This is a genomic window from Burkholderia sp. 572 (assembly GCF_040545135.1).
Lineage (GTDB): Bacteria > Pseudomonadota > Gammaproteobacteria > Burkholderiales > Burkholderiaceae > Burkholderia > Burkholderia cepacia.
This window is the reverse complement of sequence record NZ_JBEPLH010000010.1, coordinates 274,947-289,179: the sequence shown is the minus strand read 5'-3', so window position 1 is coordinate 289,179 and position 14,233 is coordinate 274,947. Positions and strand designations below refer to the sequence as shown.

The window sequence follows — 14,233 nt, the reverse complement described above, 5'->3', positions numbered from 1 at the left end:
GGGCTCTCCTCAGAGCGTGTCGAGAACCGACCGCAGCATCGCCATCATCTGGTCGATCTCTTCGGTCGTCACGTTCAGTGCGGGCATGAAGCGCAGCAGGTTCGGCCGCGCGGCGTTCAGCAGCAGGCCGTCGGGCTGCATGTCGCGTGCCTTCTCGACGATCTGCGGGCCGATGTCCTTGCCGAGCAGCAGCGCGCGCAGCAGGCCTTCGCCGCGTTCGCCTTCGAAACCGCGCTCTTCCGACAGCTCGAGCAGCTTGCGCTTCAGGTATTCGCTGCGCGCGCGCACGCCTTCGAGGAAGCCGGGCGCGACGAGCTGCGAGATCACCGAATAGCCGACCGCCGTCATCAGCGGGTTGCCGTTGTACGTGCCGCCCTGGTCGCCGGCCTCGAACACCGCGACCTCGGCCTTCGACAGCAGCGCGCCGAGCGGGGCGCCGCCGCCGATGCCTTTCGCGAGCGTCATGACGTCCGGCTCGATGCCGGACAGCTCGTACGCGAACAGCGTGCCCGCGCGGCCGCAGCCGCTTTGCACCTCGTCGACGATCAGCAGCAGGTTGTGCTGCTTCGTCAGCGCGCGCAGCGCCTGCATGAATTCGCGCGTCGCCGGAATCACGCCGCCTTCACCCTGGATCGGCTCGAGCATCACCGCGACGGTCTTGTCGGTGATCAGCCTCTCGACCGAGTTGATGTCGTTGAGCTCGGCCTTCGGGAAGCCCGGCACCTGCGGTGCGTAGATCGTGTCCCAGCCCGGCTTGCCGCTGGCCGACATCGTCGCGAGCGTGCGGCCGTGGAAGCTGTGGTCGAACGTGATGATCTCGTAGGCGCCGTTCTTGAACTTGCGGCCCCACTTGCGCGCGAGCTTGATCGCGCCTTCGTTTGCCTCCGCGCCGCTGTTCGTGAAGAACACCTTGTCGAACACGCTGTGCTGCGTGAGCAGGCCCGCGAGCTTCGCCATCGGTTCGTTGTAGAACGCGGGCGACGGGTTCAGCAGCTTTTCCGCCTGGGTCTTCAGCGCTTCGACGATGCCGTCGTTGCAGTGGCCGAGGCTGTTGACGGCCCAGCCCTGGATGAAGTCCAGATAGCGCTTGCCCGTGTGATCGTAGAGCCACGAACCCTTGCCGTGCGTAAACACGATGTCGGGGCGGTTCGTGATGTACATCAGCGAGTCGATCGGATAATCGTTCAGGGGCATGGCAGCAGACTCCAGCGGGCGTTGAAAGGGAAACAGGCAATAAAAAAGCCACGGAAGGCCGTGGCTGGTGGGTCGAACAGCTTGTGCGTAACCGGTGAGGCGGTGTGGGGGTTACGCGCGAGTCCGTGACGAGCCTGCGGCATCCGGGCGGAGCGGCGAGCGGCGACGTCGAAGGGCGGACAGGAAGCAGTTCATGTGCGCAAGCATAAGGCATCCCGCGCCTCACTGTAAACCGCCGCGATGCCACGGATGTGACATCGCGGTGCGCAACGCGGGACGCGGGTGCGCGGGTGTCAGACCGGATGCGCGAGATCGGCGGCGCTCGTGAACGAGTCGGCGTAGAACTCGTCGGCCGGCAGCGCGTGGTGCTGCGTGAAGTCGCGTTGCGCGGATTCGACCATCACCGGCGCGCCGCACGCGTACACCTGGTAGCCCGACAGGTCGGGCAGATCCTCGATCACCGCGCGATGGACGAAGCCGGTGCGGCCCGTCCACTGGTCGCCGGCGTCCGGCTCGGAGAGCACCGGCACGTACTTGAAATTCGGGATCTCGCGTGCCCACTGCTCGGCGAGCTCGTCGAGGTAGATGTCCTTCTTGCGGCGCGCGCCCCAGTAGAGCGTCATCGGGCGCGTGATGCCCGTGTGCTTCACGTGCTCGATGATCGCCTTGATCGGTGCGAAGCCCGTACCCGATGCGAGCAGCACGATCGGCTTGTCGGAATCCTCGCGCAGGAAGAACGTGCCGAGCGGGCCCTCGAAGCGCAGGATGTCGCGCTCCTTCATCGCGCCGAACACGTGATCGGTGAACTTGCCGCCCGGCATGTGGCGGATGTGCAGCTCGATCGGGCCTTCCTCGTGCGGCGCGTTCGCCATCGAGTAGCTGCGGCGCGAGCCGTCCTTCAGGATGAACTCGACGTACTGGCCCGCGAGATACTGCAGGCGTTCGTTGGCGGGCAACTGCAGCTTCACGACCATCACGTCGTCGGCCTTGCGTTCGAGCGCGGCGATCCGGCACGGCAGCTTCTTGACCTGCACGCCGTCGACGCCGGCGATTTCGCGCACATCGATTTCGAGATCGCACTGCGCCTTCGAGCAGCACAGCAGCGCGAGGCCGCGCGTGCGCTCGTCGTTGGACAGCGCCGACGCGGCGTGCGGGCCCTGTTCGATCTGGCCCGACACGATCTGGCCCTTGCAGGAGCCGCACGCGCCGTTCTTGCAGCCGTACGGCAGATGGACGTTCTGGCGCAGCGCAGCCGCCAGCACGGTTTCATCCGACTCGACCTGGAATTGCCGGCCGCTTTGCTTGAGAGTGACGTTGAATGCCATAGAACCAAACTAGAACAAAATGTGGGGACCGTGCATGTCGAGCACGGCAGCTACAATGCAAGCCCGTTGCGCGTCGCGCAACGGTGGCTACTGATTTCGCAACCAACATGATCGCGACTCGAATCCTGCGCCGGCCGCGCGCATTGATCGTCGGCTGCGGCGACGTCGGCATGCGCTGCGTTGCGCAATGGCGCGACACGCATCGCAACCTGCGGATCTTCGCGCTGACGAGCCACCCGGCCCGCCGCGACGAACTGCGTGCCGCGGGCGCGACGCCGATCGTCGGCGACCTCGATCGCCGGGCGACGCTCGGCCGCCTCGCGGGTCTGGCCCGCACGATCCTGCATCTCGCGCCGCCGCAATCCGACGGCCGCGACGACCGGCGCACGCGTGCGCTGATCGCCGCAACGACCGTGCCCGCGCGTCGTCCATCGACTCCGCCGGCACCGGCGGTCGGCCGGCTCCGAACGCTGCGCACCGCTGCACGGCAGGCCGGCGCACCCGTTCGGGGAGCGCGTATTGTACCCGACGGCCTTCGCGCGCCGAGGCTCGTCTACGCGAGCACGACGGGCGTATACGGCGACTGCGGCGGCGCGCGCATCGACGAGACGCAGCCCTTGCGTCCCGCGAATCCGCGCGCGTTCCGACGCGTGTCGGCCGAGCGGCAACTGCGCGCGGCGACGGTGCGCGGCGTGCTGTCCGCGCGCATCGTGCGCATTCCGGGCATCTACGCGGCGAACCGCCTGCCGGTCGCACGGCTCGAGCGCGGCACGCCGGCACTCGAGCCGGCCGACGACGTCTACACGAACCACATCCACGCGGACGATCTCGCGGCGATCCTGCGCCGCGCGGCCGAACGCGGCAAGCCGGCGCGCGCCGTGCACGCGTCGGACGACAGCGAACTGCGGATGGGGGAGTATTTCGACCGGGTCGCGCAGGCGCTGGGCCTGCCGAGGCCGCCACGCGTCAGCCGCGCGGACGCCGAGCGTCAGCTCGAGCCGACCCTGCTGTCGTTCATGCGCGAGTCGCGGCGCCTGTCCAACGCACGGCTCAAGGCCGAATTGTGCGTGACGTTGCGGTATCCGACCGTAGACGATTTCCTTCAAACGCTCGCGCCGGGCAGCGCGTCAGGTCAGCGCCGGTAATGCCTCGATCAGAAGGAAGCACAACAGCGCGCCGATCAGCGCGCCAATCAGGTTCGGATGATATTTGTGCTTCAGGTGCATCGCGGCCAGCAGGCCGCCGATCACGATGACACCGATGACCGCGAACGCGATCATCATGTACGACAGTTCGAAAGTATGGTTGATGTTCATGATGTCTCCCCTGCATCGCTGCTCGTACAGCTTGTCATTTCAGTATAGCGGGGGAACATGCGGCAGGGATGCGGCCGGACGTCGAACGGTCGTGCGGATTTTCCCTTACAGGGTTTCGACGGAATTGCGCAGCGCTGAAAGGTCGGCGTCATCGAGCCAGCGCCACGCACCCGGTGCGAGATCGCCCGGCAGCGCGAAGCCGCCGATGCTTTCGCGATGCAGCGCTTCGACGCGATTGCTCGCCGCCGCGACCATGCGCTTGACCTGGTGATACTTGCCTTCGAGGACGGTCAGCGCGAGCGCGTGCGGTGCGCGCGCGTCGGCGGCGACCGCCGCGATCGGCTTCGGCTCGCCGTGCAGCTGCACGCCGGTGCGCAGCGCATTCAGCTGCGCATCGTCGAGCGGGTGGCGCACGGTCGCCACATAGGTCTTCGGCACCTTGCGCTTCGGCGACGTGTACGCGTGCACGAACTGGCCGTCGTCCGACAGCAGCAGCAGGCCCGTCGTGTCCTGGTCGAGACGTCCGACGCACTGCACGCCGCGCGCGACGAGCGGTGCGGGCAGCAGGCTGAACACGCTCGCGTGGTGTTGCGGATCGCGCGAACACTCGTAGCCGGCCGGCTTGTTGAGCGCGAGATACGCGCGCGCGTGGAACGGCCACGCCGTATCGTCGACCGAGAACACAAGGCCGTCGGTATCGAACGCGGCGTCGGGGTCGGCCGCGCGCGCGCCCGCCACGCTGACGCGGCCCGCTTCGATCAGGCCGCGGCACTGGCGGCGCGAGCCGAAGCCCTGGGTGTAGAGAATGCTTTCGAGATCCATAGCGCGCGCATTCTATCAAGCGGCGGCGCGCGGCCGGCGTGAACCCGCATGCGCTGGTAAGCTGCCGGTACGCCGCGCGGGGCGCGGCGCCCGTTCATTCTTCACGGAAAGTCCATGCCTTTCGCTTCGTTCCCGTTCGGCCGCAAGGCTGCCGCCGTCATCCTCGCCGCAACCGTCTCGTCGGTTGCGTTCGCGCACGCGCATCTCGCGAAGAGCGACCCGGCGGCGGGCGCGGCGGTGGCCGCCGCACCGGCTGCCGTCACGATCGACTTCACCGAGCCGCTGGAGCCGGCGTTCAGCTCGATCGTCGTCGTCGACGGCAACGGCAAGACGGTGTCGGACGGCCGTGCGCGCGTCGACGCGTCGAACCGCAAGCGGATGACGGTGCCGCTCACGGCGGTCGGCACGGGCGCCTATACGGTGAAATGGGTAGCCGTCGCGACCGACGGGCACCGCACGCAGGGCGCGTACGGCTTCAGCGTGAAGTGACGTGACGCAACGGCGGCGGCAGGCCCGTGCCAGGGCTGCCGTCGCCTCCATTCGACAGGGAGTCCCGCATGAATCCGACGACGCTCGACGCACTTGCCGATTTTCCCCGTCAGCTCGAAGCTCATTTCGCGGCCGTCCCCGACGGCTACGCGCGCTGGACGCCCGACGATTGGGCCGGAATCCCGAGCGAGCACTTTTCGCCGCTCGGACAGCTCTGCCACGTGCGCGACATCGAGACCGACGGTTATCACGTGCGGCTGCGGCGGATGCTCGAGGAAGACCGGCCGCTGCTCGTGTCGATCGATGGCGACGCGCTCGCGATCGAGCGCCGCTACAACGACGCGTATGCGTCCGACGTGCTCGCGGCGATCCGCGAAGCACGGCGCGAGACGCTGGACCTCGTGTCGCGCCTCACGCCCGAGCAGCTCGCACGCACCGGGGCGTTCGACGGTTACGGCTCGCTGACCGTGCGCGGGCTCGTCCACTACCTGTGCAGCCACGACCAGCAGCATCTGGCCGGCATGCAATGGCTGCTCGGCAAGATCGACGCGGCGCTGTACGCGCGCTGAGCCGGCCGGCATCCGCGGAATCGATCGGTGATTCCGGAAATCTTGTCGGTGCGGCAGGCCACATTACCTTTCGGCGATTGGATCGATTTTCTGGATAATCCATCCAGCCGCGACCGGCTGACCGGTGCGTCGCGCGTGCCTACACTCCAGGATTCGTTCATCGAGAAAAGGAGTCCACCGTGGCAATTCATACGCTCGCAGACAAGGTCGTCCTGATCGCCGGCGGCGCAAAGAATCTCGGCGGCCTGATCGCCCGGGATTTGGCGAGCCACGGCGCGAAGGCAGTGGCAATTCACTACAACAGCGCCGCATCGCAGGCACAGGCCGAGGAGACGGCCGCCGCGGTGCGCGCGGCCGGCGCGGAGGCTGCCACGTTCCAGGGCGACCTGACGACGGCCGCCGCGGTCGAGAAGCTGTTCGACGACGCGAAACAGCGCTTCGGCAAGATCGACATCGCGATCAACACGGTCGGCAAGGTGCTGAAGAAGCCGTTCACCGAGATCAGCGAGGCCGAGTACGACGAGATGTTCGCGGTCAACAGCAAGTCGGCGTTCTTCTTCATCAAGGAAGCGGGGCGGCACCTCGAGGATCACGGCAAGCTCGTCACGCTCGTGACGTCGCTGCTCGGCGCGTTCACGCCATTCTATGCGGCGTACGAAGGATCGAAGGCGCCGGTCGAGCATTTCACGCGTGCGGCGTCGAAGGAATACGGCGCGCGCGGGATCTCGGTGACGGCCGTCGGGCCGGGTCCGATGGACACGCCGTTCTTCTATCCGGCCGAGGGCGCCGATGCGGTCGCGTATCACAAGACGGCGGCCGCGCTGTCGCCGTTCAGCAAGACGGGCCTGACCGACATCGAGGACGTCGTGCCGTTCATTCGCCATCTCGTCACCGACGGCTGGTGGATCACGGGCCAGACGATCCTGATCAACGGCGGCTATACGACCAAGTAATCGACCAAGTAATCGTTCGGGCAACGCGCCGCTTCGGCGGACGTCGCGGGGTGCGGCGTGCACCGCAATGGCGCGTTTGCGTGGACAATGGACGGGCGCGCGGCCTCGCGGCTGCGCGCCCGTTTTTCTGTGCCGCCGGATCTTGCCGCGACGCGCGACATCCGGCGGCGACGCGCTTCCGAACCTATGCTCCCCGCCGATGGACAAGCTGGATCAGGTCAGAATCTTCCTGCAGGTTGCCGAGATGGGCAGCTTCATCAAGGCCGCGCACGCGCTCGACGTGCCGCGCGCGACCGTGTCGGCGGCCGTCCAGCAGCTCGAGACGGGGCTCGGCACGCGCCTCCTGCATCGCACGACGCGCCAGGTGCAGCTGACGGCCGACGGCGCGTTGCTGCTCGAACGCGGCCGGCGCCTGCTCGCGGAAGCCGACGAACTCGACCGCCTGTTCCGCCGCCGCGACCGCGACGTGATCGGCCGGCTGAACGTCGACGTGCCGAGCCGGATCGCGCGCCGCATGGTGGCGCCCGCGCTGCCGTCGCTGTTTCGCCGTTACCCGAAGCTGCAACTGTCGCTCGGCTCGACGGATCGGTCGATCGACCTGGTGCAGGAGGGTGTCGACTGCGCGATCCGCGTCGGGCGGCTCGCGGACAGCAGTCTCGTCGTGCGGCCGCTCGGGCAGTTCACGCTGATCAACTGCGCGAGCCCCGACTACCTGCGCGAATGCGGCGTGCCCGAGCATCCGGACGCGCTCGCGCACGGACACTGGGCGATCGGCTATGCGTCGCCGACGACCGGGCGTGAACTCGACTGGGAATACTGCTCGGACGGCCAGCGGTACACCCTCACGCTGCCGAGCCGCGTGATCGTCAACAACGCCGAAACCTATATCGCCAGCTGCATCGCCGGGATGGGGCTGATCCAGATTCCGCGCTTCGATGTCGAGCATCTGCTCGACAGCGGGGCGCTGGTCGAGGTGATGCCGGGCCATCGGGCCGCGCCGATGGACGTGTCGGCCGTGTATCCGCACCGGCGCCATCGTTCGCGCCGGCTCAATGCATTCGTCGAGTGGTTCGGCGAGCTGATGGCGAGCGCGCTGACGAGAGGTGGCGAGGGCGGAGAGGGCCGGGAGGACGGAGAGGGCGACTGACCGGCGCGCGGTTCGCGTCGCGTGCCGCCGCGCCGGGTTCAGCCGGGCGGCGCCGCGAACCGCCGGTTGCGCCCGGTATCCCGCACCGCATCGATCAACGCCGCCCCCGCGCCGTCCGGTTTTGCCGCGAACGCGTAGAAGCGTGCGGCCGGCAACGCCGGCAGACCGTCTTGCGGCCCGCATTCGCGCAAGCCGTCGCGCAGCTGGCTGCGCGCCAGCGCGGTGACCGCGAAGCCGGCGAGCGCGGCGGACACGCAGCCGGCCATGCTGCCGCTCTCGAACAGCACGCGAAACGGGCGCAGCGCGGCGGCGAGTGCCGCGACGGCGGCTTCGCGATAAACGCACGGCTGCGGAAACAGCGCGAGCGGCACCTCACCTTCGGCGTCGAGCGTGCGATCCGACGCGAACGCCCACACGAGCGGCTCTTCCCACAGCAGTTCGCCCGGCGTGTCGACCTGCCGGCACTGCTTGCCGAACACGACGTCGAGCCGGCCGAGCGTCTGCTCGCGCAGCAGCGACGCGGTGATGCCGACCTTCAGTTCGATCGACGTGCGCGGGTGGCGGTCGCGAAACGTGCGCAGCACGTGCGGCAGCCACGCGCCCGCGAAATCCTCCGACGCGCCGACCCGCAGCGGCCCGTGCGCCGGCGCGCCGCGCAGCCTCGCGCGCACTTCGCGCTCCATGTCGACGATGTTGCGCGCGTACGCGTACAGCGTGTCGCCGGCCGGCGTGAGCGCGATGCGGCGCGTGGTGCGCGCGAGCAGCACCGTGCCGGCCGCCTGTTCGAGCCGCTTGATGTGGCCGCTGACCGCCGACGGTGTCAACGCAAGTCGTTCCGCGGCCGGCGCGAACCCGCGGCTGTCGACGACTTCGAGGAAGGTGCGCAGCAGCGTGATGTCGAGCGCGGTCGACGCGGGATCGGTCAGCGGTTCCATGGTTCGATTCAACACAATACGCGGAGAGTGAACAATGATACTCCGCGAATCGTGATGAACGGCCGGCCTACCATCGTGCACTCGGATCGACCCAACGGAGTGCACGATGACGACCTACGCGCATGCGACGACCGCGTCGCTGGATATTGCCTATCTCGAATGGAACCCGCGCGGCGAGCGCGTGGCGGTACTGCTGCACGGCTGGCCGGACAGCCCGATCGGCTGGGACGCCGTGGCGGCGACCCTTGCCGCGCGCGGCTACCGCGTGCTCGCGCCCGCGCTGCGCGGCTTTGCGCCCACGCGCTTTCGCGACGCATCGGTGCCGCGCAGCGGCCAGCTCGCGGCGCTCGGACGAGATGTGCTCGACTTCGTCGATGCACTCGGTATCGAGCGGCCCGTGCTGGTCGGGCACGACTGGGGCGCCCGGGCGGCCGCGAACGCGTGCGGGCTGCGCGATGACGCCGCATCGCATCTCGTGATGCTGTCGGTCGGATACGGCACCAACGACCCCGGGCAGCCGCTGTCGCTGCAGCAGGCGCGCAATTACTGGTATCACTGGTTCATGGCGACGCCGCGCGGCGAGCAGGCGTTGCGCGACGATCGCCGCGCGTTTGCCCGTCTGATGTGGGACACGTGGTCGCCACCGGGCTGGTATCGCGACGGCGATTTCGAGGCGGCGGCAGACGCGTTCGACGGGCCCGACTGGATCGACGTCGTCCTGCATTCCTATCGGCATCGGTGGGGATTCGCGCCGGGCACGCCGGCCCATGCCGGTGACGATGCGCGCCTGAATCCCGCGCCGGTGCTGGCATTGCCGACGCTGGTGCTGCACGGCGGCGCGGATACCTGCAATCATCCGGACAGCTCGGCCGGGCGTGAGCGCTTCTTCACGGGCCGCTACGCGCGGTAGGTGCTGGACGGCGTCGGCCACTTTCCGCAGCGCGAGGCGCCGGCGGCGGTTGCGGAAGCGATCCTCGGGTTCTGCGAGCCGCGCTGATGCGTGCCGCCGCGCCCGGCGCCGGGCACGCACCGGATCAACTGCCGACGCGGGCGGCCAGCAGGTCGGCGAGGCCGATGTTCCTGAACATCTCGCGGCGGACGCGATCGCCGACGCGGAACACTTCCTCCGCGCCGTCCTGCGACGGATCGACGAATACGCGGTACGGACGCTTGCCGGCGGGTGCGGCGACGATGTCGGCAATCGCCGTCGCGACGGTGCCGGCATCGGCGTCTGCCGGTTCGAGCGCGGCGAGGCCTTGCAGTGCCTGCCCGGCGACGCCCGCATAGGGGCCGTCGTCGTAGGCGGCCTGCACGGCCGCATCGGCCGGCTTGCCCGCGTGGGCGAAGTGATTCGTGCCCTGGGTGAAGGCGCCCGGCACGACGATCGACGTCTCGATACCCCAGCGGGCGAGTTCGGCGGCATAGGACACCGCGAGCGAGTCCATTGCGGCCTTCGCGGCGAAGTAAGGGGCAAGAAACGGCGGCGTACCGCCGCGTGCGGACGACGACGACACCCAGACGAGCAAGCCGCGGCCCTGACGGCGCAGGTGCGGCAGCGCCGCGCGGTTGACGCGCTGGGTCGACACGACGTTGATGTCGTAGAGCTGGGCGATCTGCTCGGGCGTGAACGCTTCGGCCGCACCGAACACCATGTGGCCGGCATTGTGGACGATGATGTCCAGGCGGCCGTTGTCCGCGATCACGCGATCGATGGCGGCACCGACGGACGCGTCGTCGCCGACGTCGAGCTCGACGGTGCGCAGGTCGACCCCGTGCTCCTGCGCGTAGGCGGCAATGGCGGCGACGCGCGGCGCGTTGCGGCCGGTGCTTTCGCGCATCGACGCGTAGACGGTATGGCCGGCGCGGGCGAGCGCCTGGGCCGTCAGCAGGCCGAAGCCGCTGGACGCACCCGTGACGAGAATGACTTCCTTCATGATCGATCTCCGGTAAGCGGGGGCGACGCGGGCGGCCCGTCAGCACATGCCGCCGTTGGCGCGCAGGATCTGGCCGTTGATCCACGCGCCGTCGGGGCCGGCGAGGAATGCGACGACGCGCGCGATGTCGTCGGGCTGGCCGAGCCGCTCGAGCGGGTTCAGCTTCGCGAGCCGATCGACGAGTTCGGGGCTCTTGCCCTGCAGGAACAACTCGGTCGCGACCGGTCCTGGCGCGACGGCATTCACGCGGACGCCGCGCCCGCGCATTTCCTGCGCGAGCACCTGCGTCAGGCTTTCGACTGCCGCCTTGCTGGCGACGTACACGCCGTAAGTCGGCATGCGCATGCCGATCACGCTGGTCGACAGGTTGATGATGCGTCCCCCGTCGCGCACCCGCCTGGCCGCTTCGCGGCATACGTTGAACGTGCCTTTCACGTTGGTGGCGATCGTTTCGTCGAAGAGCGCATCGTCGCAGTCGGCGATGGTCGCCAGCTTCATCACGCCCGCGGAATTGACCACGACATCCACGCCGCCGAATGCAGCTTGCGCGGCGTCGAACAGCGCGGCCACGGCCGCCGGGTCGGCGACGTTCGCCTGCACCGCGACGGCATGGCCGCCGTCGGCGACGATCGCGTCGACCACTTCGCGGGCCGGGCCGGCGCTCCCGGCATAGTTGACGATGACCCGGAAGCCGTCCCGGGCGAGCTGGCGCGCGATTTCCGCGCCGATGCCGCGCGATGAACCCGTGACGAGGGCGACCTGTTCCGATGTGCTCATGTCCTGCTCCTTGGTTCGTGAGTGCCGAGCGATCCGGCGACAGGACTAATGTAGGCTTCCTCGGTCAATAAAAATAATGAATAATGAGAAGATCAAGAATGACTAAAAGTATGTCTTATGGCATTCGACAGCAGGCTTTTGAGCGGGATCGGCGTACTTTCGGCGGTGATCGAGGCCGGCACCTTCGCGCGGGCCGGCGAAGCGATGGGATTGACGCAGCCGGCGGTGAGCCGTGCCGTCGCCCGGCTGGAAGAGCGCGTCGGCATCCGGATCTTCAACCGCACGGCGCGCGCGATCACGCTGACCGACGAGGGCCGGCGTTTCTATGAGGCGGTCGCGCCGCTGCTGGCCGGCATCGAGGAGGCGGCGATCGACGCCGGCCAGTCGAAGGCGCGTGTCAGGGGGCGGCTGCGCGTCAATGTCGACGCGACCTTCGGCCACTACGTGCTGGCGCCGAAGATGGCCGGGTTTCTCGAGCGCTTCCCCGACCTGTCCGTCGAGATCAGCGTGCGCGACCGGATGGGCGACCTCGTCGCCGACGGGTTCGACGTGGCCGTGCGATTCGGCATTCCGGAACCATCGTCGTATCGTGCGCGGCTGCTGCTGGAAACGCGCGTGCTCACCTGCGCGTCGACAGCCTATGTCGCGCGTCATGGCGAACCGCGGCATCCGCGCGACCTCGCGGACGGGCACCGTTGCGTGCTGATCCGCGACCCGGTGACGGGGCGGCCGTTCGAATGGGAATTCCATCGCGGCAAGGAAGTGGTGCCGTTCGATGCCGCCGGCCGGCTGATGGTCAACGATACGGGCATGCTGCTCGGTGCGTGCCTGGGCGGCGCGGGGATTGCGCAATTGCTGGAACTCTATGCGCGGGACATCCTGGCTGAAGGGCGGCTGGTGCTGCTGTTGCCGGAATGGGCGGACGAGACGTTTCCGCTCTACGCGTATCACCATGCGTCAAACCTCGTCTCGGCGAAGGTGAGGGTGTTTCTCGACTTCGTTCGCGAACTGATGGCCTGAGCGCGAGACGCGGCCGGCGGCAGGACGGCCGGCGCTTCATTCGGTGCGATGCGGGATGTTGTCCGGGAACGGATACGGTGCGTGCGGGCCCGGCCAGTCAGGCACCGGCGGCGCGGTCAGGACGTCGCATCCGCCCAGCACGAACACGAGCGCCACGGCGAGCACGCGGCGGCGGAGCGGGGATGAAATCGTGCGCATGGACATGGCGTGCCTCCGTGCCGCGCATCCTCATGATGCTTGGACTGTTGTGCGAGGGTACGCGTTGCGGCGCGTGCGGCAAAAACAAAAAACCCGCGAAGCGGCGAGCTTGCGCGGGTTTCGACAGATGCAGCGCACGACGCTGCGAAATACTGGTGCCCAGGGCCGGAATCGAACCGGCACGCCTTGCGGCGGGGGATTTTGAGTCCCCTGCGTCTACCAATTTCACCACCTGGGCTTGATCCTGGCCGCGCATGCGATTGTGCGCGGCGAAACGCGGATTATGTCCGAAATCCCGGCGCCGGGCAAGCTGCCCCGGTGCCGGTCGTGCACGTCACTGGCTCAGGTAGACGAACTGGCCCTGCTTGACGATCCCCATCACGCTCGCGCGCTGATCGAGCCCCACATGATCCTTGTCGCTGGTATTGACGACGCCGTTCGGCACGACGAGCTCGTGCGCGCGTTCCAGTTCGCGCCGCAGCGCCGCACGGAACGCGGGCGTGCCGGGCTGAGCGGCCTTCAGCGCGCGGCCGACCGCATCGGCAAGGCGCGGGTACACGCCCGCCGCGTCGCCCGCGAACTGCGTGACCGTGCCGGCGCCGTATTTCGCCTCGTACGCGTCGACGAACGCGAGCGCGGCCTTGCGGGCCGGATGATCGGCCGGCAGCGTGCGCGCGACGACCACCGGCTGGGTCGGGAACAGCGTCCCGTCGACGTCCTTGCCGCCGAGCTTGATGAATTCCGGCGTCGCGATCCCGTGCGTCTGGTAGACCGGGCCCTTGTAGCCGCGCTCGATCAGCGTGCGCTGCGGCAGCACGGCCGGCGTGCCCGAGCCCGCGATCAGGATCGCGTCGGGTTTCGCCGCGATCAGCTTTAATGCCTGACCCGTGACGCTCGCGTCGGTGCGGTTGTAGCGCTCGGTCGCGACGACGCGGATCTTGCGCAGGTCCGCGAAGCGCGTGAACTCGTTCAGCCAGCTGTCGCCGTAGCTGTCCGCGAAGCCGATGAAACCGACCGTCTTCACGCCGTGGTTGGCCATGTAGCGCGTCATCACGTCGGCCATCGCGCGGTCGCTCTGCGCCATCTTGAACGCCCAGGTCCGCGCGCCTTCCTGCGGCTCGACGATCGCGCCGGAGCCGACCAGCGTGATCATCGGCGTCTGCCCGGCCGCGACCGCGTCGAGCGCCGCGAGTGCGGCCGGCGTGATGTTCGGCCCGACCACGACGTCGACGTGATCCTCGTCGACCAGCTTGCGGATGTTGCGCACCGCGGTGCCCGGGTCGGATGCATCGTCGAGCACCGTCACCTGCACCGGCTCCCCGGCGATCGTCTTCGGCCACATCAGGATGGCGTTCTTGCTCGTGATGCCGATCGCGGCGGCCGGGCCGGTCGACGACAGGTCGACGCCGACCTTCAGGTCGGCATGGGCGGCGGCACAGGCGAGCGCGAGCGCGCCGGCGGCGGCGCGGCGCAACAGGGCGGGAAGCGTCATGCGGGATTCTCCGTCGGGCAACGAAAAGGGGCGCGGTTCAGATTCGCGCCCCTGTGTTTATA

Annotated in this window: 15 protein-coding genes, 1 tRNA gene and 1 pseudogene; 7 read left to right on the top strand and 10 right to left on the bottom strand. The window is 68.5% G+C overall.

The genetic code is table 11. The features are described 5' to 3' along the window. Positions 1-9 precede the first annotated feature (9 nt). Together ABIC51_RS21055 and ABIC51_RS21050 are read right to left on the bottom strand one after the other, a co-directional pair. A complete protein-coding gene (locus ABIC51_RS21055; RefSeq protein WP_027786679.1) occupies positions 10-1,194 on the bottom strand; it encodes an acetylornithine transaminase in 1,185 nt (394 codons plus the stop codon). A 293-nt stretch (positions 1,195-1,487) separates the two neighbouring features. Then, the gene (locus ABIC51_RS21050) at positions 1,488-2,519 is read right to left on the bottom strand and encodes a CDP-6-deoxy-delta-3,4-glucoseen reductase (RefSeq protein WP_021160764.1); all 1,032 of its coding nucleotides are present in this window, start codon (positions 2,517-2,519) and stop codon (positions 1,488-1,490) included. A gap of 107 nt (positions 2,520-2,626) precedes the next feature. Between ABIC51_RS21050 and ABIC51_RS21045 the strand changes: the two genes are divergently transcribed. Continuing rightward, entirely contained in the window at positions 2,627-3,664 is a 1,038-nt protein-coding gene (locus tag ABIC51_RS21045; protein WP_059686585.1) for an NAD-dependent epimerase/dehydratase family protein, read from the top strand. Here ABIC51_RS21045 and ABIC51_RS21040 read toward each other — a convergent pair. Continuing rightward, positions 3,647-3,835 carry a hypothetical protein gene (locus ABIC51_RS21040; RefSeq protein ID WP_027786681.1) on the bottom strand — a complete coding sequence of 63 codons (189 nt, stop codon included), beginning with the start codon at positions 3,833-3,835 and terminating at the stop codon, positions 3,647-3,649. The two genes, ABIC51_RS21045 and ABIC51_RS21040, sit on opposite strands and share 18 nt — an antisense overlap. 105 nt (positions 3,836-3,940) lie before the next feature. Further along, positions 3,941-4,657, bottom strand: coding sequence for a pseudouridine synthase (locus ABIC51_RS21035; protein WP_027786682.1), 717 nt, complete (start codon positions 4,655-4,657; stop codon positions 3,941-3,943). A 114-nt stretch (positions 4,658-4,771) separates the two neighbouring features. On the opposite strand from ABIC51_RS21035, the gene copC reads away from it, so the two are divergent. From copC to ABIC51_RS21015, 4 genes are all read left to right on the top strand, one after another. Further along, entirely contained in the window at positions 4,772-5,146 is a 375-nt protein-coding gene (gene copC, locus ABIC51_RS21030; protein WP_146253563.1) for a copper homeostasis periplasmic binding protein CopC, read from the top strand. Positions 5,147-5,214: 68 nt separating this feature from the next. Next, positions 5,215-5,715 (top strand): DinB family protein, encoded by a 501-nt coding sequence (locus ABIC51_RS21025; RefSeq protein WP_027786684.1) that lies wholly within the window; start codon positions 5,215-5,217, stop codon positions 5,713-5,715. Between the two features lie 179 nt (positions 5,716-5,894). Beyond that, positions 5,895-6,668, top strand: a complete 774-nt coding sequence (locus ABIC51_RS21020) for an SDR family oxidoreductase (RefSeq protein ID WP_021160770.1) — start codon at positions 5,895-5,897, stop codon at positions 6,666-6,668. A gap of 199 nt (positions 6,669-6,867) precedes the next feature. After that, the gene (locus ABIC51_RS21015) at positions 6,868-7,815 is read left to right on the top strand and encodes a LysR family transcriptional regulator (RefSeq protein ID WP_060195209.1); all 948 of its coding nucleotides are present in this window, start codon (positions 6,868-6,870) and stop codon (positions 7,813-7,815) included. A 38-nt stretch (positions 7,816-7,853) separates the two neighbouring features. Here the strand turns inward: ABIC51_RS21015 and ABIC51_RS21010 are convergent, their stop codons facing one another. Continuing rightward, positions 7,854-8,750: a LysR family transcriptional regulator gene (locus ABIC51_RS21010; protein WP_175898217.1), complete on the bottom strand. Its 897-nt coding sequence runs from the start codon at positions 8,748-8,750 to the stop codon at positions 7,854-7,856. Between the two features lie 106 nt (positions 8,751-8,856). Here ABIC51_RS21010 and ABIC51_RS21005 point away from each other — a divergent pair. Beyond that, positions 8,857-9,747, top strand: a pseudogene (locus ABIC51_RS21005) (alpha/beta fold hydrolase). A gap of 37 nt (positions 9,748-9,784) precedes the next feature. Here the strand turns inward: ABIC51_RS21005 and ABIC51_RS21000 are convergent. Further along, positions 9,785-10,684 carry an SDR family oxidoreductase gene (locus tag ABIC51_RS21000; protein ID WP_119336926.1) on the bottom strand — a complete coding sequence of 300 codons (900 nt, stop codon included), beginning with the start codon at positions 10,682-10,684 and terminating at the stop codon, positions 9,785-9,787. Positions 10,685-10,723: 39 nt separating this feature from the next. Continuing rightward, complete coding sequence (locus ABIC51_RS20995) at positions 10,724-11,461, bottom strand: SDR family oxidoreductase (RefSeq protein WP_060206978.1); 738 nt, start codon at positions 11,459-11,461, stop codon at positions 10,724-10,726. Between the two features lie 117 nt (positions 11,462-11,578). On the opposite strand from ABIC51_RS20995, the gene ABIC51_RS20990 reads away from it, so the two are divergent. Next, complete coding sequence (locus tag ABIC51_RS20990) at positions 11,579-12,481, top strand: LysR family transcriptional regulator (RefSeq protein ID WP_027786691.1); 903 nt, start codon at positions 11,579-11,581, stop codon at positions 12,479-12,481. 36 nt (positions 12,482-12,517) lie between these two features. Here ABIC51_RS20990 and ABIC51_RS20985 read toward each other — a convergent pair whose 3' ends face one another. From ABIC51_RS20985 to ABIC51_RS20975, 3 genes are all read right to left on the bottom strand, one after another. Continuing rightward, positions 12,518-12,685 (bottom strand): hypothetical protein, encoded by a 168-nt coding sequence (locus ABIC51_RS20985; protein ID WP_175898218.1) that lies wholly within the window; start codon positions 12,683-12,685, stop codon positions 12,518-12,520. A 147-nt stretch (positions 12,686-12,832) separates the two neighbouring features. Continuing rightward, a tRNA-Leu gene (locus ABIC51_RS20980) sits at positions 12,833-12,917 on the bottom strand. A 96-nt stretch (positions 12,918-13,013) separates the two neighbouring features. Then, positions 13,014-14,171, bottom strand: coding sequence for an ABC transporter substrate-binding protein (locus tag ABIC51_RS20975; RefSeq protein WP_175898226.1), 1,158 nt, complete (start codon positions 14,169-14,171; stop codon positions 13,014-13,016). Positions 14,172-14,233: the final 62 nt, after the last annotated feature.